We start from the raw sequence: 17,920 nt of genomic DNA, 5'->3' as shown, positions 1-17,920 counted from the left end.
TCTGGAACTGCCATGGAAGAATTTCACAAGGTCCGCCGGCTTCCGCCTTACGTCTTCGAGCAGGTCAATCGGCTCAAGGCCAGCGCCCGTTCGCGCGGCGCCGACATCATCGACCTCGGCATGGGCAATCCGGACCTGCCGACCCCCAAGGCGATCGTCGACAAGCTTTGCGAGGTCGTGCGCGATCCGCGCACCCATCGTTATTCCTCTTCGCGCGGTATTCCGGGCCTGCGTCGCGCCCAGGCCAACTACTATGCCCGCCGCTTCGGCGTGAAACTCAATCCGGACACGCAAGTGGTGGCGACACTGGGTTCGAAAGAGGGCTTCGCCAACATGGCGCAGGCGATCACCGCCCCGGGCGACGTGATCCTGTGCCCCAATCCGACCTATCCGATCCACGCTTTCGGCTTCATCATGTCGGGTGGCGTCATCCGCTCGCTGCAGGTGGAGCCCGATGACGGCTTTATCCCGGCGCTCGAGCGCGGTGTTCGCCATTCGATCCCGAAGCCGCTGGCGCTGATCCTCAACTATCCGTCGAACCCGACGGCGCTGGTCGCTTCGCTCGATTTCTACAAGGACGTGGTGGCGTTCGCGAAGAAGAACGACATCATCATCCTTTCCGACCTTGCCTATTCGGAGATCTATTTCGACGGCAATCCGCCGCCTTCAGTGCTGCAGGTGCCGGGCGCGATCGACGTCTGCGTCGAGTTCACCTCGATGTCGAAGACCTTTTCCATGCCCGGCTGGCGCATGGGCTTTGCCGTTGGCAACGAGCGGCTGATCTCGGCGCTGACGCGAGTGAAATCCTATCTCGACTATGGCGCCTTCACGCCGATCCAGGTGGCGGCCGCGCATGCGCTCAACGGTGACGGCGCCGACATCGCCGAGGTGCGTGACATCTACCACAAGCGTCGCGACGTGATGGTCGATGCCTTCGGCCGGGCCGGCTGGACCATTCCCGCGCCCGCGGCCTCGATGTTCGCCTGGGCGCCGATTCCTGAGCCGTTCCGTCATCTCGGCTCGCTCGAATTCTCCAAGCTGCTCATCGAGCACGCCGACGTGGCGGTGGCGCCCGGTGTCGGCTTTGGCGAACATGGCGATGATTTCGTGCGTGTCGCGCTGGTCGAGAACGAGCACCGGATCAGGCAGGCGGCGCGCAACATCAAGCGCTTCCTGTCGACCAGCGCCAAGCAACCCAACAACGTGGTGCCGCTTTCCGCACACCGGTAGGTTTTTCGCACACAATTTCGATCTGAGTTGAAGGACGTCGCCGGCTATGGCTGAAGCACTGCGTGTTGGAATTGCCGGTCTTGGCACGGTTGGCGCTTCGGTGGCGCGTGTGCTGCGCGACAAGGCGGCGGAACTGACCCGGCAGTGCGGGCGCGATATCATCGTCACCGCGGTCTCGGCGCGCGACAAGAAACGCGATCGCGGCGTTGATCTCGGATCGGCGAAATGGTTCGACGATCCAGTCAAGATGGCGCAGGCCGCCGATATCGATGTTTTCGTCGAACTGATCGGCGGCGACGAGGGGCCGGCGCGCGCCGCGGTGAAGGCGGCGCTCGAAGCCGGCCATCATGTCGTCACCGCCAACAAGGCGCTGCTCGCCAAGCATGGTGTTGCGCTGGCCGAGATCGCCGAGAAGCGTGGCGTGCTGCTCAACTACGAAGCGGCGGTGGCGGGCGGTATTCCCGTCATTAAGACGATGCGCGAGGCGATGGCCGGTAATTCGGTCACCCGCGTGTTCGGCATTCTCAACGGCACGTGCAACTATATCCTCACCCGCATGGAGGCCGAGGGCATCTCGTTCGATGCTTGCCTGAAGGACGCGCAACGGCTGGGCTATGCCGAGGCCGATCCGACCTTCGACATCGAGGGCCATGATACCGCGCACAAGCTGTCGATCCTGACCAGCCTTGCCTTCGGCACGAAGATCGCCGCCAGCGACATTTATATGGAAGGCATTTCCAATATCACCCAGGCGGATATCCGGGCGGCCGGCGATCTCGGCTACCGGATCAAGCTGCTTGGTGTCGCCCAGCGTACCGAAAGCGGCATCGAGCAGCGCGTGCACCCGACCATGGTGCCAACGGCCTCGGTCATCGCGCAGGTGCATGGCGTCACCAATGCGGTGGCGATCGAGACCGACATACTGGGCGAACTGCTGCTCTCCGGCCCCGGCGCCGGCGGCAACGCCACAGCCTCGGCCGTTATCGGCGACATCGCCGACATCGCCAAGAGCCGGCCCGGCTTCCAGCATGGCCCGGTCTTTGGCCGGCCGGCGAAGGAACTGAAACCCTACAAGAAGGCGCAGATGCGCAGCCATGCCGGCGGCTATTTCATCCGCCTGACGGTGCACGACCGCATCGGCGTGTTCGCGGCGATCGCCAAGCGCATGGCCGACAACGATATCTCGCTGGAATCGATCGTCCAGCACGCCGTCAGCGGGGAGGCTGCGGCGCAGAAGACGGTGATCCTCGTGACTCACGAGACGACCGAGGCCGCCGTGCGCAAGGCCGTCGACGGCATCACCAAGGATGGTCACCTGACCGACAAGCCGCAGGTTATCCGCATCGAGCGGGCAGGGTAGCTTCCAGTCGGGCCGCAGCGCGGGCAAGATCGCGCTGGTATCGCACCTCGGTGCGATGGCAAACAGCCGCGATATGCCGGAACGAATTCGCCTCGGCGCCGTTCTCTTGGTCAGCAACCCAAAGGAACCGCTTCATGGCCGATACCAACAAGTCCGACACCCCCCATATCGACGACATTCAGAAGGCGCTGGAAAAGCAGATCGCCGAACTGCGCAAGGAGATCACCAAGATCAACAAGAGCATTTCGGCGCGCAGCGCGGAAATGCTGGACGACGCCAGCGAGCAGGCTTCCGATTTCTACGATACCGCGGCTAGCCGCGCGTCGCGAACCGCCCAGCAGTTGCGCACTCAGGCCCAGGCGGTGTCGGAAGTCGCGCGTGAGAATCCTGGCACGACGACAGCCGTGGTTGGTGTAATCGGCCTGCTCGGCTTTCTGGCTGGGCTCGCGATTGGCCAGTCGATGAACGACACGCCGCGCCGCTGGTATTGATGGCGTCCCGATAGAGCCGGCTTTGCCGGCTCATTTTCTCGTTCTCAATAAATCATTTCCAGGAGGGCACCATGGCTTCATCGATGTTGATAGGCATCCTGATCACGTTCCTTGTGATCATTCTCGTTCTCTATCTGGTTCAGCGTCTGCCGCTCGACGCCAGGATGAGGCAGATCGTCCAGATCATCGTCATCATCATTGGCATCATTTCGCTGCTCAAATATCTCGCGGTCTTCTAGGCGAGCGAAGCGCGCCAATGCGTCGCAGCTGGCTGTGATGGGGTCAGGCAGCCGACCGGTAACCCATCATGATTTTCACTTTTTCAGACCGGCCCGGTTCTTCCCGACCGGCCCGGACGCATTTCAATAATGTGGTTTAATCGATTGATATTCCTGGTTATTCGATAAAACTCTCGGCAGGTCTTGCCGTTGTCATGCTCGTTTGACAAAAGAGACGCGCCTCCGGCGGGAGGCGGCGTGCAAGCGAGGATCTGCCGAAATGAATGTGGCCCAGAACATCGTCGCCGGTCTTGACCGGATACTCACCATGGAGCTGGTGCGCGTCACCGAACGGGCCGCTGTCGCCGCCGCGAGGTTGCGCGGTCGCGGCGACGAGAAGGCGGCCGACCAGGCCGCCGTGGATGCCATGCGCCAGGAGCTCAACCGGCTTTCCATCAGGGGCACCGTGGTGATCGGCGAGGGCGAGCGGGACGAGGCGCCGATGCTCTACATCGGCGAGGCAGTTGGTTCCGGCAAGGGTCCGGCCGTCGACATCGCGCTCGATCCGCTCGAGGGCACGACGATCTGCGCCAAGAACCTGCCCAACGCGCTCGCCGTCATTGCGATCGCCGAGAAGGGCAGTCTGCTGTTCGCGCCCGACGTCTACATGGACAAGATCGCCATCGGACCAGGCTATGGCGATGGCGTCATCGACATCGATGCCTCGCCGGCCGAGAACATCGCAAGCCTCGCCCGGGCCAAGGGCGTCGCGGTTTCGGACATCACCGCCTGCATCCTCGACCGGCCACGCCATGCCAAGCTGATCGACGCCGTGCGCGCCACGGGTGCCGCGATCCGGCTGATCGGCGACGGCGATGTCGCCGGCGTCATCCACACCACCGATCCCGAGGAAACCGGCATCGACATCTATCTCGGCACCGGCGGCGCACCAGAAGGGGTGCTGGCCGCGGCGGCGCTGCGGTGCACCGGTGGCCAGTTGCAGGGCCGGCTGATCCTCGATACCCCCGAGAAGGTCGCGCGCGCCGCGAAAATGGGTATTTCCGATCCGAAGCGGGTCTATCGTGCGGAAGACATGGCACGCGGCGACGTGCTGTTCGCGGCCACTGGTGTCACCGACGGCAACATGCTGGCGGGGGTGAAGTTCGGCCGCACCTACATCACCACCCACACGATCGTGTTGCGCTCGTCGTCGCGGACCGTGCGCGAGATCAAGGCCCGGCACCAGGATCTGGATAAGTTCTAGACCGGCTTGCGATGCCACGTCGCAGTCGTTAGCCATCTGGTTGCATCCGATGCTGGCTGTAAGGACCTGGCGATGAAACCGTTCGACTGGCACGCCGACCCGATCTCGCGTGCCACGGCCATCACCAAATCCTATCGCAACACCCAGAACGTGCGTCGCTTTCTCACCCGCGAATGCGGCGATGGGTTCAGGTTCGACCGACCTTTCATGGCCTGGCTCAAGGACGGGGCGCAAAAGACGATCGGGGATGCCGCGGACGAATGGCTTCGGCGCCAGGCTGAAAAGCGGAAAGCGTAGTTTTCTTGAGGTCTCCCATCACCGCGAACCGCTTGGCTTTGCCTGCCCTTGGCCTATCCTGCGGCCACATATGAGTTGGCAAACCGCATGACCGGCGAACGGCGCCTCTTCCTCGACGTCAGGCAGTCGGCTACCGGCGTCTCCTGGGAGCACCGGCTGACCGAGCGGCAGGACATGATTGCGCTCGCCATCGCGCAAGGCCATGGCGTGCCCGACATTGTCGCGCGCGTGCTTGCCGGTCGCGGCGTCACCGCCGAGCAGACCGAGCGGTTTCTCTATCCGACGATCCGCGACCTGCTGCCGGATCCGGCATCGCTGACCGACATGGACAGGGCAGCGGCCCGCATCGCCGCTGCGGTGATAGCCAGGGAGAAGGTGGCGATCTTCGGCGACTATGACGTCGACGGCGCCGCCTCGTCGGCCTTGCTGAAGCGTTTTCTCGCGCATTTCTCAGTGCCGTCGGAAATCTATATTCCGGATCGCATTTTCGAGGGCTATGGTCCCAATCCGGACGCCATGCGCGAACTCGTTTCGCGCGGCGCGACACTGATCGTCACTGTCGATTGCGGCACCAACAGCGCCGCTTCCATCGATGCCGCCAATGCGGCCGGCGCCGATGTCGTCGTGCTCGATCACCATCAGGTTGGCGGTCCGTTGCCGGCGGCAATCGCTGTCGTCAATCCCAACCGCGACGACGACCTTTCCGGGCAGGGCCATCTGTGCGCAGCCGGCGTCGTCTTCCTCACCCTCGTGCAGACGGCGAAGATCCTGCGTGGCCGTATGGCCGACGCTGAGCCGCCGGACCTGCTTTCGCTGCTCGATCTGGTGGCACTTGCGACCGTCTGCGACGTGGTACCGCTCATCGGCGTCAACCGCGCCTTCGTGGTCAAAGGGCTGCAAATGGCGCGCCAGCAAAAGAACCAAGGGCTGGCGGCACTCGCCCGGGTTTCGCGTATCGGCGAGCCGATCAGCACCTTCCATCTGGCCTATCTCATCGGCCCGCGCATCAATGCCGGAGGGCGCATTGGCGATGCGGCACTTGGCAGCCGCCTGCTTGCCACCGACGATCCAGTCGAGGCTCGCACCATTGCCGAAACGCTCGACCGGCTCAATCAGGAACGGCAGCTGATGGAGCAGGAGATGCTGGCGGCGGCGCGCGCCGAGGCTGATGCCGAACTTGCCGGTGGCAATGGCCCGGCGATCGTCGTCACCGCCAGCAACAACTGGCATCCGGGCATTGTCGGCCTGCTCGCTTCACGGCTGAAGGATCACGCGCGGCGGCCGGCCTTCGCCATCGCCTTCAATGCCAATGGCGTCGGCACCGGTTCGGGCCGATCGGTATCGGGTTTCGACCTCGGCCGATTGGTGCGAGAAGCCGCCGATGCCGGGTTGATCGTCAAGGGTGGCGGCCATGGCATGGCGGCCGGCATCACTGTGGAGCGCTCGAGACTTGGCGAGCTCAGGGCGTTTTTCGAAGAGCGGGCGGCGGCCGATGTGTTCCGGCTGCAAGGCGAGGAATGCCTGGCGATCGATGGCGCGCTGGCCGCCGAAGGCGCGACGGTTGGTTTGCTCGACGCGCTGGAGCAGGCGGGACCCTTCGGTGCCGGGCATGCGGCACCCGTCTTTGTGCTGCCGCGTCATCGGCTGGCCGACGCCAGGCCGGTCGGCACCAACCACATTCGCGTCGACTTGCAGTCGGAAAGTGGCGGCCGCATCCAGGCAATCGCCTTCCGCGCCGTCGATACGGCACTTGGCGAATTCCTGTTCAAGAACCGGGGCAAGACGGTGCATGTCGCCGGCTCGCTCTCAGGCAACTACTGGAACGGCAACCGAACGGTGCAATTTCGCATTGTCGACGCGGCCCGCGCGTAGGGTTTGATCAGGCGAGAACGGTCTGCAGCCGCGTCAGTTCGCCGATCTGCGCCATCGTTGCCTCATAGCCGAGACGGATCGCCTCGTCGGCGCGATGGAATTCGGTCAGGCCGATATGGCTGAGCTTCGGCTGCAGCGACATGTCAGGCGGATCGCCGGCAAGCCTGGCGCGCGATATGCGGTCCTGGATGATGTTGAAGGCTTCGACCATGACGCCGGTAATGCCGAGCCGTGTCTCGCGGGACTGGCGTTCCGTGTCGACCTGGCCGGGCCTCGGCGCGTCCTTTTCGACGACCAGCTCGCCGGCGCTGTGCTTGATGACGGCGGCGCGGCCGAACAGATCATAGTGAAGGTTGACCGCCACAACGAGCGGCTGCTCATAGGCGCGGCAGACCGAAACCGGAACCGGGTTGACCAGTGCACCGTCGACCAGCACGCGGCCGTTGCAGTTTACCGGCTCGAACACGCCAGGCAGCGCATAGGAAGCGCGCATGGCAGTGATCAGCGAACCGCTCGACAACCAGATTTCATGGCCGGTGCGGATCTCCGACGTGACGGCGACGAAGGGCTTGGGCAGATCCTCGAAACGAACACCGGCCACATGTTCACGCAGGCGGGCGTCCAGCTTCATGCCGCCGAACAGGCCGCTGCCGCGCAGATTGAGGTCGAGCAGACCGAAGATGCGCCGCCTGGTCAGGCTGCGGGCGAAGTCTTCCAGCTCATCCAGTTTGCCGGCGAGGTAACAGCCGCCGACCAGCGCGCCGATCGAAGTGCCGGCGATCATCGAGAGCTCGATACCGGCTTCATCGAGCGCGCGCAGCACGCCAATATGGGCCCAGCCTCTGGCACAACCGCCACCCAAGGCGAGCGAAATGCCTGTTTTCTTTGCAGGTTTTGGTTCGGACGCGCCGCCCGACGAAGAGAGGCCGTTGGCTTCCCGAACGTCTGGTCTGTTACGCAATGACGCCCACTCGAGCACCATAATCTCCCTTGTCCCACTCCCTTTCTACAGGAAGTCCGTTTGAGAATAGTGAATATGAGTGGTTTGTGAATATTGAATGGTTCACAAAGGCTTCCGATACGTATTTTCCGCATCGAACAGCGGCTTGCTGCCGTCGCCGGCAAGCGTCGCCTTGCCGTCGATCAGCCCCACCGTCCGATAAAAGCATGAACGCCGACCAGTGTGACAGGTTGCATCGTGGCCCAACACTTTGACGCGCAGCCACAATGCGTCCTGATCGCAGTCGGTGCGTATCTCGACGACATGCTGGAAATTGCCCGAGGTTTCGCCCTTCTTCCAAAGTGCGTTGCGCGAGCGCGACCAGTAGTGGGCGATGCCGGTTTCCAGCGTCAGCGCCAGCGCCTGCGCATTCATGTGCGCCACCATCAACAGCATGCCATCTTCGGCATCGGTGACGACCACAGTGACGAGGCCGGCGGCATCAAAGCGCGGCGAGAGGACAGTGCCTTCCTCCAGCGCTTTCTTGTCTGATGGAGCTTTCGGAAATTCCAGTGCCGACATCGCCGGTTCATTTTCCTGTTTGACCATGATCGTTTCCGAAAACCGGTCTCCCCTTTTCGGGATCATGGTCAGGCGAAGCCGGCGGGAAACCGATCAGACCCCGCCGCCGCGCACCATGGTGACGAAACGAACCTGCTCATCGGGAGTGTCCTTGAAGACGCCGGTGAAGGTCGAGGTGAGGGTGGTGGAACCCTGCTTGCGGATACCGCGCATGGCCATGCACATGTGCTCGGCCTCGATCATGACGGCGACGCCACGGGGATTGAGCACATCCTGGATGACGCCAGCGATCTGCGCGGTCAGTGCTTCCTGCGTCTGCAGGCGATGGGCGAAGATATCGACGACGCGCGCGATCTTGGACAGGCCAACGACCTTGCCGTCGGGCAGATAGCCGACATGCGCCTTGCCGATGATCGGCACCATGTGATGCTCGCAATGCGAATGGAAACTTATGTCCTTGACGATGACCAGATCGTCATAACCGGCAACCTCCTCGAAGGTGCGGCCAAGTTCCTCGGCCGGGCACATGTCGTAGCCGCCAAACATTTCGCGATAGGCCTTGGCCACGCGTTTCGGTGTGTCGACGAGCCCCTCACGGTCCGGATTGTCGCCGGTCCAGCGCAAAAGCGTGCGCACGGCAGCCTCGACCTCAGCTTCGCTCGGTCGGTCGGTGACCGGTTTTTCCATGTAGGCGGACTGGGGCATGAGTTTCTTGATAACGGCATCCATAAAAGGCGTCTCCCGTAGTTCCTCTCGGCGGAGGAACGAGTTGAACGGACCACGACCTTTCGGCGTCGGAAACTCGCCCCGTTTCCAGCCCCGTAAGCGGCGTGAACTTCCCGGCAATGACGCTGGCTTTCGCTGCCTTGTCGATACCGGACTGCCAGCATTATATATGGTCATGACGAGCGAAAGGAAGACACGGCAGCGGCAATCGCTGTTCGCTGGGCGGCGACGGATTGGAAAATAATGATCAACGACGTCTACAATGCGAAAATTCTCGGTTTTGCCGGAAACATCGCGCGCATCGGCCGGCTCGACCATCCCGACGCGACCGCGAAGGCGCATTCCAAGCTGTGCGGCTCGACCGTCACCATCGACCTCACGATGGAGGATGGCGTGGTCACCGACTTTGCCCATGACGTGAAGGCTTGTGCGCTGGGTCAGGCGTCATCCTCGATCATGGCGCAGCATGTCGTCGGCGCCAGCGCCGAAGAATTGCGCGCGGTGCGCGACACCATGCTGAAGATGCTGAAGGAGAATGGCGCCCCGCCTGACGGCCGCTTCGCCGACCTGAAGTATCTGGAGCCGGTGCGCGACTACAAGGCGCGCCATGCCTCGACCATGCTGACCTTCGACGCCGTGGTCGACGCGATCGGCCAGATCGAGAAGAAGCGCGCCGAAGAAGCGGCTTAGGCGGGATCCCCTAAATCCGGCGCGCGCCTGCTTTCGGCAAATTCGCTCCGGACCCAGTCGGCGAATGCCGCGGCCGGCTCCGATAGATTCCTCAAACTCCTGGCCACCAGCCAATAAGCGCCGGAGGCGACATCGATGTCGAACGGCTTGATCAAGGCGCCGGATGCGATTTCCTCGCCGATCTGCAAGAGATCGCCCAGCGCCACGCCATGCCCGAGCAGGGCGGCCTGCTTTGAAAGTGACGCATCGGCCAGCATGGGACCGCGCGCGGGCACGGCATCGGCGGGAACGCCGGCTGCTTCAAACCAGCGCGCCCAGCCCTGCCGGTTTTCCTCGTGCAAAAGCGTGTAGCGACCAAGGTCGATCGGCTTCTCAAGGGCAGGACCCGAGGCGAGCAGCGCCGGCGACAGAACCGGTGAATCGACTGTCGATGCAAGTCGCTCAGCCTCGCTGTGTGGCCACGAGGCGGCATGCGCGCTGAAGCGCAAGGCAAGTTCGGGCTGATCGCCGCGGAACTCGATCAGCCTTGGATCGACTTCGAGGGAAACGTCGATATCGGGTCGCAATTCGCGAAATCGATTGAGCCGTGGCACGAGCCACACGGATGCAAGTGAGGGTTCGACGCTGACGCGAACCACGGACTGCGCCGGGACCGTGACCAATTCCGAAAGCAGTCTGTCGATGTCGTCAAAACTCTGGACCAATTGGGCGAGCAGACGCCGGCCTGCATCGGTCAGTTCGACGCGGCGGTGGTGACGTTCGAACAGGGGCTGACGCAGGAAGATTTCGAGCTCGCGGATCTGCCGGCTGATCGCCGCCTGCGAGACAAAAAGCTCCTCGGCGGCCCTGCTGAAGCTCAGATGCCGGCCCGCCACCTCGAAGCTCCTCAATGCCGTCAGCGGCAAGCGTCCGCGCTTCATTCGCATAACCTCAGATTATCCGTAGTGGAAATTATACTCGTTTGAAGGCGAGAGCCAGTGGCGATCTAATCGCGTCAAAGGAGACACGGTCATGATCCAGTTCCTGAGCATCTTTGGTGATGTCATGCGGGTCGCAACGTTTCAATGGCATGACGAACGGCTGCATGCAAAGCGCCATGAAGAGCCGGCCAGTCCTGGGCGCTGGGCACCTTCGGGCGACCGGCATCCGTTTCGCCGCTCCCGTCCGCGATGGCAGGGTAGGTGAGGGGATTGCGTTCTCCGGCCGAAGTCCACATCTATCCGTTTGGAAACGCGATACGGAGAATGCGGTGCGCGACCAACATGGGCATGCGCATATCGCCGGACGGCCGAGGCGCGGGCGCAATTGGCCTGGCCCGTGGCGCAAGACGCCCGGGCGTCTCCTCGGCACGTCGCTTGTGCGCCTTTACCAGCTCACGCTGTCCGGCTTTGTCGGCAATTCCTGCCGGCACCTGCCGACCTGTTCCGAATATGCGCATGAGGCAATCGCCCGCCATGGCCTGTGGGCCGGCGGCTGGATGGGATTTTTCCGGGTGCTGCGCTGCGGGCCATTCGGCACGCGTGGCATCGACCTTGTGCCGGAGGCGCTGGCGGATCGTTACGTCTGGTTCATGCCCTGGCGCTATTGGCGGATCGGCAGCAAGCACGGCAAAGCGCAGGGCTGATGGCGCCGGTCAAGCCCCGGCGGCAGTGCGCATTTACGATCCGGTAGGGTTAACGCAAGCCTGCACAAAGACTGCGCATTTGAGACAAAATCGAGACAAGAGACCTCGCTAAGCCACTCGCGACCCCCTTCTGGAGCGAGCCTCAAAATGCGCAACGTCGACCGTCTTCCCTTCATCTTTGCCGGAATCCTGTTCCTGCTTGCCTGGTTGCTGGGATTTCCGATGCGCGCTCAATCGGCGCCGCTGGGGGATGTCCGCTGCACGCTGATCGCCGACGCGGCGAGCGGCAAGACGCTCTACCAGGACGGGGTGTGCGACCAGCGGTTCAGCCCGGCCTCGACGTTCAAGGTGCCGCTGTCGCTGATTGGCTATGATGCCGGGATCCTGAGTGACGCGCACACGCCGAGTTGGGATTACAAGGACGAGTTCAATGCGGTGAAGCGGGATCAGAAGACCGTCGATCCGACGATCTGGGAAAAGGATTCGATCCTCTGGTATTCGCGTGAAGTCACCCGCAGGCTTGGGCCGCAGAGCCTTGCCGGCTATGTCTCGAAGTTCGACTACGGCAACGCCGACGTTTCCGGCACCCCTGGCAAGAATGATGGCCTGACCCAATCCTGGGTGAATTCCTCGCTCAAGATCACACCGGTCGAGCAGGTCGATTTCCTGCGCAAACTGCTTGCCCGCAAGCTGCCGGTTTCGGCCAAGGCCTATGACATGACCAATGCCATCATCCCGACCTTCCAGGCGGGAGCCTGGACGGTGCAAGGCAAGACCGGCAGCACCAGGCTGGCCAACGATGCCGACAAGATCCAGGACAAGCGCTCGCTCGGCTGGTTCGTCGGCTGGGCGCAAAAGGACGGCCGCCAGATTGTGTTTGCAAGGCTCGTTGTCGACACGAAACGGACCGACATGCCCAAGGGCCTCAAGACGCGGGCCGGATTCCTGAAAGACCTGCCGCAGCTCATCAAATAAGCCTGCGCTTCGGCGCAAGCCTGGAAAAATCGCCCGGCGACACCTCTAGCGACATTTCCTGACTGCCAGGCCAATCAGCGCTCTTTACCTGGCGCGGCACTGCCTCTAAAACCCGCCCGCTGTCGGACGCATCCGGCTTTACCCCAATGCATGTCGTAGCCCAAAGCCGCTGCACGCTTTGGGCGACCTGCATTTTAACCACCCGCGCTCGTTTGCGGGACTGGATAGGAGATACAAATGCTGAATTCCGTTTCCCTGACATTTCCCGATGGCTCCGTCCGCGATTACGACGCGGCGATGACCGGCGCTGGTCTTGCCGAATCGATCTCGAAGTCGCTGGCCAAGAAGGCCGTAGCCTACGCCATCGATGGCACCGTGCGCGACCTTTCCGACCCGCTCGGCAAGTCCGGCAAGGTCGAGATCGTCACCCGTGACGATGCGCGCGCACTGGAGCTCATCCGCCACGACGCCGCCCACGTGCTGGCGGAAGCCGTGCAGGAGCTGTGGCCGGGGACGCAGGTGACGATCGGGCCAGTGATCGAGAACGGGTTCTACTACGATTTCGCCCGCAACGAGCCGTTTACGCCAGACGATTTCCCGGTGATCGAGAAGAAGATGCGCGAGATCATCGCGCGTAACAAGCCGTTCACCAAGGAAGTCTGGTCGCGTGACAAGGCGAAGAAGGTCTTCGCCGAGAAGGGCGAGCGCTACAAGCTCGAGCTGATCGACGCCATTCCCGAGGATCAGGATCTCAAGATCTATGCGCAAGGCGACTGGTTCGACCTCTGCCGTGGCCCGCACATGGCCTCGACCGGCCAGATCGGCAACGCCTTCAAGCTGATGAAGGTGGCCGGCGCCTATTGGCGCGGCGACTCGAACAATCCGATGCTGACGCGCATCTACGGCACCGCGTGGGCCGACCAGGCGCAGCTCGAAGCCTACCAGACGATGCTGGAGGAGGCCGAGAAGCGCGACCACCGGAAGCTCGGCCGCGAGATGGACCTGTTCCATTTCCAGGAAGAGGGGCCGGGCGTCGTCTTCTGGCACGCCAAGGGCTGGAGGATGTTCCAGAACCTGGTCAACTACATGCGCCGCCGCCTCGACGAGCAGGGCTATCAGGAGGTTAACGCGCCGCAGGTGCTCGACAAGAGCCTGTGGGAGACGTCAGGCCACTGGGGCTGGTATCGCGACGCCATGTTCAAGGTGACGGTCGCCGGGGACGATACCGACGATGACCGCGTCTTCGCACTGAAGCCGATGAACTGTCCGGGCCATGTGCAGATTTTCAAGCATGGGTTGAAGTCTTATCGTGACCTGCCCGTAAAACTTGCGGAATTCGGCAATGTCCATCGCTATGAGCCATCGGGCGCGCTGCACGGGCTGATGCGCGTGCGCGGCTTCACGCAGGACGATGCGCACATCTTCTGCACCGAGGAGCAGCTGGCGTCGGAGTGCCTGCGCATCAATGACCTGATCCTGTCGACCTATGCCGATTTCGGTTTTGACGAAATCAGCGTCAAGCTGTCGACGCGACCGGACAAGCGCGTCGGCACCGACGAGGCGTGGGACCACGCCGAAGCGATCATGGGCAGCGTGCTGGAGACGATCAGGACGAGGTCCGGCAATCGGATCAAGACCTCGATCAATCCCGGCGAGGGCGCCTTCTACGGGCCGAAATTCGAGTATGTGCTGAAGGACGCCATCGGCCGTGAATGGCAGTGCGGCACGACGCAGGTCGACTTCAATCTGCCGGAGCGCTTTGGCGCCTTCTACATCGGCTCGGATTCCGAAAAGAAGCAGCCGGTGATGGTGCACCGCGCCATCTGCGGTTCGATGGAACGCTTCCTCGGCATCCTGATCGAGAACTATTCCGGTCATTTTCCGCTTTGGTTCGCACCGCTGCAGGTGGTGGTGGCGACGATCACGTCGGATGCCGACGGCTATGCGACCGAGGTGGTGGCGAAACTGAAGGCCGCCGGGCTTTTGGCGGAAGCGGATTTGCGCAACGAGAAGATCAACTACAAGGTCCGCGAACACTCGCTGGCCAAGGTTCCGGTCATCCTCGTCTGCGGCAAGCGCGAGGCGGAGGAACAGACGGTCAACATGCGCCGACTGGGCTCGCGCGACCAGGAACCGCTTGGCCTTGCCGAGGCGATCGCACAATTGAGCGAAGAAGCGATCACGCCTGACCGCCGGCGCAAACGCGCTGCCTGATCCACTAGTCTCGACGACATGGCGGTGGAGCGATCCACCGCCACTTTCATATCCTTGTCACGCCAACCTTGTAACGAGCCCGCATGCTCAAACTGAAGACGCGCGAGAAACCGTTTCCCGAGCTTTCCTATGCCAATCCGCGCCAGCCGGCGCTGACGCGGTGGGTCATCCATTCCATTGAAGGCCTGTCGGGACGCGACCGCTATGCGGCGCTCTATGATTTCTGGCGCCGCCAGGTCGTGCCGACCGGCGAGCGCGTGTTCAGCCGCATGCTCGAGCTGATCGACGTCCGTGTGCGGACCGCCGATCAATGGCCGCCCGCGCAATTGCCGGATACGCCGCTGGTGATCGTCGCCAACCATCCGTTCGGCATTGGGGATGGCATTGCCGTGCTTTCGCTGGCCGAGCAGTTGGGGCGCCCATTCCGGGTGATGATCCACAAGGACCTGCTCAAGATCCGCGAGATGGAACCCTATTCGCTGCCGATCGACTTTTCCGAGTCCAAGGACGCGTTGAAAAACAACATGGCCGTGCGCCACGAGGCGGTGCGGCTGCTGAAAGAGGGTGTCACCATCGTGGTGTTTCCGGCCGGTGGTGTCGCCACGGCGCCGAAGGGCTTTGGCCGTGCGCGCGACCTGCCATGGAAGATGTTTCCGGCGCGTCTCGTCCAGGACGCCAGGGCGTCGGTCATTCCGATGCATTTTTCCGGGCAGAACGGCCGGCTGTTCCATCTGGTCAGCGGCCCGATGAACATGGCCGAGCGCGACGGCCGGGTGGCGAAATTCGTTGGCAAGGCCTCGCTGACGCTGCGCATTTCGCTGCTCATCCACGAGTTCGCGCGGCTGTCGGGCAAGGCGATCGACGTGCGCGTCGGCGATGTGCTGAGCTGGAGCGAACTGGAACCTTTGCGCGACCGCAAGGCATTGCTCAACCGCCTTCATCGCGGCGTCTTCGATCTGGCGCCAGTCACAGCGCGTCGCAAGATTCCGTTTCTGCCGGCGCGGACCAAGCTGGCAGCCTGAAATCAGCATCCACGTATGGTGCTGACCACAAGGTCAAAGAAACGGGTATTTGCCGCTTGGAAGCGTCCGGCAGAAGGCTAATCCGCACCTTCCTCGGGGTCCATCGCCGCTGCCTCGGTGGCCAGAACCTCGATTTCCTGGTTCTGTCCGGCCACGACCGTAAAATCCTTCTGATAGATGCGGTCGCGGTTCTTGGCGATGATGGTGTAGTCGCCCTCGGCCAGCACCATAGAGGCGAAGGCGCCGACGGTTTCCTTGATCGGATCGCCGGATTCGTTGAGCAGCGACCAGGACGTGTCGGCGATTGCCTCGCCACCTGTTTCGCGGACCAGCTTCATCGTGATCTCGGCGGCGTGATGCTCGACGGTGGCTTCCGTCAGCTTGCCTGCTTCGACGCGGATGTCGGAGCGGATGACCGCGTTGACCGCGCCATAGGTCGAGACGACGTGGTAGATGCCGGCGTTGAGCCGAACGACAGTGTTGGGTTCGACGTCGGGGATGATCAGCGCGCGGTCGCCATTGGGTTCGGCGTGCCCTTCGTAGATCGAAAAGCGCAGATTCTTGGGCGGGATTCGCACCCCGCCGGACAGCACGGCGTCAAGTTTCAGCCCGCCGGCGTCGAGCACCAGGTTTTCGCGCTTGGTGTCCTTGCCGACGGTGATGCGCTTGGTGGCACCGGCCCGGCCATAGGATGCATGAACCAGATAGCTGCCGGGTTCGAGCTGGAAGACGGCGGTGCCGCCATGCGCGGAAGCGACCATCGGCAATTTGCCGTTCACGGCTTCGGGCTTGAAGACGCGCCAGACGATACCACGGGTGATGTCGGAACCCTTGTCGGTCAGCTGGGCGGACAGCGTGATGGCGCCGCCACCACCGGGCGCGAGCGATGTTTCGCTTTTCGGCGTCGCATAGCTCGAAATGCCGGGCAGCTTCAGGTCACTGACGCCGTCCTTTTGCTGTGCAACAGCCATCGAAACCGGCGCGACGAACAGCGCGGCACAGAGCCAGACCAGGAAAAGACGCAGTGTCCCCTCGAACATGCCTTGCGTTGAAGCCCATGGCGGTGGCAATTTCAAGGCTTAAGAGTCCGATCGACAGGACTCTTCCGTCCGGCGCCGCCCGCGCCAATGCCCGAGCCGCCCTGTTCCCGATGGCGCGCTTCAGCTCAAACAAGAGTTCTAGGAGACTTGCGCCCATGGCGTCGCCGATCATCGACTTCCTGCTGACCCGAAATTCAGCGCCGATCCCGGAGCTCAAGGAGCCGGCGCCGAATGACGCGGACATCGCGACGATGATCGCCGCCGCCTCACGTGTGCCCGACCACGGCCGGCTCGAACCCTGGCGTTTCATCCTCTACCGCGGCGACGCGCGCGTCGAGATCGGCAGACAACTGGCTGCCCTTGCTGAACAGCGGGAAGGACCTTTGCCGGAGGGCCGCCGCAACCAGGAATTGGCGCGGTTCTCACGCGCGCCGCTGGTGATCGGCGTCGTGTCGATCCCGAGGGAGAATCCAAAAATCCCGCAATGGGAGATGTTCCTGTCTGGCGGCATGGCCGCGATGAACCTGATGATATCAGCCAACGCGCTGGGTTATGGCACCAACATGATCAGCAACTGGTATTCCGATGTGCCGGAGGGCAGGGCGCTGCTGGGGCTGGCGCCGCAGGAGCGCGTCATTGGCTTTGTCCATATCGGCTCCTATGCTGGCCCGGCACCGGAGCGGCCACGGCCCGACCCGGCCAAGCTTTACGGCGACTATTCGGGGCCGTGGGTGGGCTGAATGTTCTACGAGCCGTCAAAGGGCCACGGGCTGCCGCACGATCCGTCGAAGGCGATCGTGGCGCCGCGTCCGATCGGCTGGATTTCGACGCTGAACGCGGCTGGCGAAATCAATCTCGCGCCATACTCCTTCTTCAACGCCGTTTCGACGCGGCCTTTCATCGTCTGGTTCTCCTCCGAAGGCGAGAAGGACAGCGCTACCTTCGCCCAGGAAACAGGCGAGTTCGTCGCCAATCTCGTCAGTCGCGATCTCGCGGAGAAGATGAACCGCACCTCGGTCAGCGCACCGCGCGGCGTCAATGAGTTCGTTTATGCCGACCTTGCCATGGCGCCGTCGCGCCTCGTCGCGCCGCCACGCGTGGCGGCAGCACCGGCAACGCTCGAATGCCGGGTGACGGAAGTCTTTCGGCCAAGGGGGCTCGATGGAACGCCGACGAGCGCAGTCGTTGTCGCCGGCGAAGTGGTCGGCGTGCACATCGACGATGCCTTCCTGAAAGACGGCCTGTTCGACATCACCAAGGCCGGCAACGTCGCTCGTCTCGGCTACATGGACTATGCCAGCGTCGACGAGGTATTTTCGATGCGCCGGCCGCGCTGGGGCACGGACTAACCCTCAGACTCGGCCCGACCGCAATC

Annotated in this window: 20 protein-coding genes; 15 read left to right on the top strand and 5 right to left on the bottom strand. The window is 62.9% G+C overall.

Features of this window, described 5'->3' with window-relative positions:
- Nucleotides 1-12: 12 nt before the first annotated feature.
- The 7 genes from BLS48_RS02140 (at nucleotide 13) to recJ (ending at nucleotide 6,732) form a co-directional block, all read left to right on the top strand.
- Nucleotides 13-1,230 carry an LL-diaminopimelate aminotransferase gene (locus BLS48_RS02140; RefSeq protein WP_091575240.1) on the top strand — a complete coding sequence of 406 codons (1,218 nt, stop codon included), beginning with the start codon at nucleotides 13-15 and terminating at the stop codon, nucleotides 1,228-1,230.
- Between the two features lie 46 nt (nucleotides 1,231-1,276).
- Nucleotides 1,277-2,590, top strand: coding sequence for a homoserine dehydrogenase (locus tag BLS48_RS02135; RefSeq protein ID WP_091575239.1), 1,314 nt, complete (start codon nucleotides 1,277-1,279; stop codon nucleotides 2,588-2,590).
- Between the two features lie 134 nt (nucleotides 2,591-2,724).
- On the top strand, nucleotides 2,725-3,081 hold the full coding sequence (locus tag BLS48_RS02130) for a hypothetical protein (protein ID WP_091575237.1): 357 nt from the start codon (nucleotides 2,725-2,727) through the stop codon (nucleotides 3,079-3,081).
- Between the two features lie 71 nt (nucleotides 3,082-3,152).
- Nucleotides 3,153-3,320 (top strand): Thivi_2564 family membrane protein, encoded by a 168-nt coding sequence (locus tag BLS48_RS02125; RefSeq protein ID WP_081293949.1) that lies wholly within the window; start codon nucleotides 3,153-3,155, stop codon nucleotides 3,318-3,320.
- Between the two features lie 259 nt (nucleotides 3,321-3,579).
- Nucleotides 3,580-4,563 carry a class II fructose-bisphosphatase gene (glpX, locus tag BLS48_RS02120; RefSeq protein WP_091575235.1) on the top strand — a complete coding sequence of 328 codons (984 nt, stop codon included), beginning with the start codon at nucleotides 3,580-3,582 and terminating at the stop codon, nucleotides 4,561-4,563.
- 72 nt (nucleotides 4,564-4,635) lie between these two features.
- Nucleotides 4,636-4,860, top strand: a complete 225-nt coding sequence (locus BLS48_RS02115) for a DUF6434 domain-containing protein (RefSeq protein WP_091575234.1) — start codon at nucleotides 4,636-4,638, stop codon at nucleotides 4,858-4,860.
- Between the two features lie 87 nt (nucleotides 4,861-4,947).
- On the top strand, nucleotides 4,948-6,732 hold the full coding sequence (gene recJ / locus BLS48_RS02110) for a single-stranded-DNA-specific exonuclease RecJ (RefSeq protein ID WP_091575629.1): 1,785 nt from the start codon (nucleotides 4,948-4,950) through the stop codon (nucleotides 6,730-6,732).
- 7 nt (nucleotides 6,733-6,739) lie between these two features.
- Here the strand turns inward: recJ and BLS48_RS02105 are convergent, their stop codons facing one another.
- The 3 genes from BLS48_RS02105 to folE form a co-directional block, all read right to left on the bottom strand.
- Complete coding sequence (locus tag BLS48_RS02105; RefSeq protein ID WP_091575628.1) at nucleotides 6,740-7,711, bottom strand: patatin family protein; 972 nt, start codon at nucleotides 7,709-7,711, stop codon at nucleotides 6,740-6,742.
- 84 nt (nucleotides 7,712-7,795) lie between these two features.
- On the bottom strand, nucleotides 7,796-8,254 hold the full coding sequence (gene hisI, locus BLS48_RS02100; protein WP_091575627.1) for a phosphoribosyl-AMP cyclohydrolase: 459 nt from the start codon (nucleotides 8,252-8,254) through the stop codon (nucleotides 7,796-7,798).
- Between the two features lie 93 nt (nucleotides 8,255-8,347).
- A complete protein-coding gene (gene folE / locus BLS48_RS02095) occupies nucleotides 8,348-8,983 on the bottom strand; it encodes a GTP cyclohydrolase I FolE (protein WP_091575232.1) in 636 nt (211 codons plus the stop codon).
- Between the two features lie 240 nt (nucleotides 8,984-9,223).
- Between folE and BLS48_RS02090 the strand changes: the two genes are divergently transcribed.
- On the top strand, nucleotides 9,224-9,670 hold the full coding sequence (locus BLS48_RS02090) for an iron-sulfur cluster assembly scaffold protein (protein ID WP_091575231.1): 447 nt from the start codon (nucleotides 9,224-9,226) through the stop codon (nucleotides 9,668-9,670).
- Here the strand turns inward: BLS48_RS02090 and BLS48_RS02085 are convergent.
- Complete coding sequence (locus tag BLS48_RS02085) at nucleotides 9,667-10,590, bottom strand: LysR substrate-binding domain-containing protein (protein WP_091575229.1); 924 nt, start codon at nucleotides 10,588-10,590, stop codon at nucleotides 9,667-9,669. The genes BLS48_RS02090 and BLS48_RS02085 overlap by 4 nt on opposite strands.
- Before the next feature lie 91 nt (nucleotides 10,591-10,681).
- Here BLS48_RS02085 and BLS48_RS02080 point away from each other — a divergent pair, with 91 nt between their 5' ends.
- The 5 genes from BLS48_RS02080 (at nucleotide 10,682) to BLS48_RS02060 (ending at nucleotide 15,505) form a co-directional block, all read left to right on the top strand.
- Complete coding sequence (locus BLS48_RS02080; RefSeq protein ID WP_091575227.1) at nucleotides 10,682-10,855, top strand: hypothetical protein; 174 nt, start codon at nucleotides 10,682-10,684, stop codon at nucleotides 10,853-10,855.
- Between the two features lie 64 nt (nucleotides 10,856-10,919).
- Nucleotides 10,920-11,294, top strand: coding sequence for a membrane protein insertion efficiency factor YidD (gene yidD / locus BLS48_RS02075; protein WP_091575226.1), 375 nt, complete (start codon nucleotides 10,920-10,922; stop codon nucleotides 11,292-11,294).
- Nucleotides 11,295-11,441: 147 nt separating this feature from the next.
- Nucleotides 11,442-12,269, top strand: coding sequence for a class D beta-lactamase (gene blaOXA / locus BLS48_RS02070; RefSeq protein WP_091575225.1), 828 nt, complete (start codon nucleotides 11,442-11,444; stop codon nucleotides 12,267-12,269).
- A gap of 237 nt (nucleotides 12,270-12,506) precedes the next feature.
- Complete coding sequence (gene thrS / locus BLS48_RS02065) at nucleotides 12,507-14,483, top strand: threonine--tRNA ligase (protein WP_091575223.1); 1,977 nt, start codon at nucleotides 12,507-12,509, stop codon at nucleotides 14,481-14,483.
- A gap of 83 nt (nucleotides 14,484-14,566) precedes the next feature.
- Nucleotides 14,567-15,505: a lysophospholipid acyltransferase family protein gene (locus tag BLS48_RS02060; RefSeq protein ID WP_091575222.1), complete on the top strand. Its 939-nt coding sequence runs from the start codon at nucleotides 14,567-14,569 to the stop codon at nucleotides 15,503-15,505.
- Nucleotides 15,506-15,582: 77 nt separating this feature from the next.
- On the opposite strand, the gene BLS48_RS02055 is transcribed toward BLS48_RS02060, so the two are convergent.
- The gene (locus BLS48_RS02055; protein ID WP_091575220.1) at nucleotides 15,583-16,545 is read right to left on the bottom strand and encodes a hypothetical protein; all 963 of its coding nucleotides are present in this window, start codon (nucleotides 16,543-16,545) and stop codon (nucleotides 15,583-15,585) included.
- 155 nt (nucleotides 16,546-16,700) lie between these two features.
- Here BLS48_RS02055 and BLS48_RS02050 point away from each other — a divergent pair, with 155 nt between their 5' ends.
- Both BLS48_RS02050 and BLS48_RS02045 read left to right on the top strand, forming a co-directional pair.
- Nucleotides 16,701-17,285 carry a nitroreductase family protein gene (locus BLS48_RS02050; RefSeq protein ID WP_091575218.1) on the top strand — a complete coding sequence of 195 codons (585 nt, stop codon included), beginning with the start codon at nucleotides 16,701-16,703 and terminating at the stop codon, nucleotides 17,283-17,285.
- Nucleotides 17,286-17,894 (top strand): flavin reductase family protein, encoded by a 609-nt coding sequence (locus BLS48_RS02045; protein WP_091575217.1) that lies wholly within the window; start codon nucleotides 17,286-17,288, stop codon nucleotides 17,892-17,894.
- Nucleotides 17,895-17,920: the final 26 nt, after the last annotated feature.

Origin of the sequence: Mesorhizobium qingshengii, assembly GCF_900103325.1 — a bacterium.
Lineage (GTDB): Bacteria > Pseudomonadota > Alphaproteobacteria > Rhizobiales > Rhizobiaceae > Mesorhizobium > Mesorhizobium qingshengii.
The sequence above is the reverse complement of the archived record's forward strand: the minus strand, read 5'-3'. Positions and strand labels throughout refer to the sequence as shown.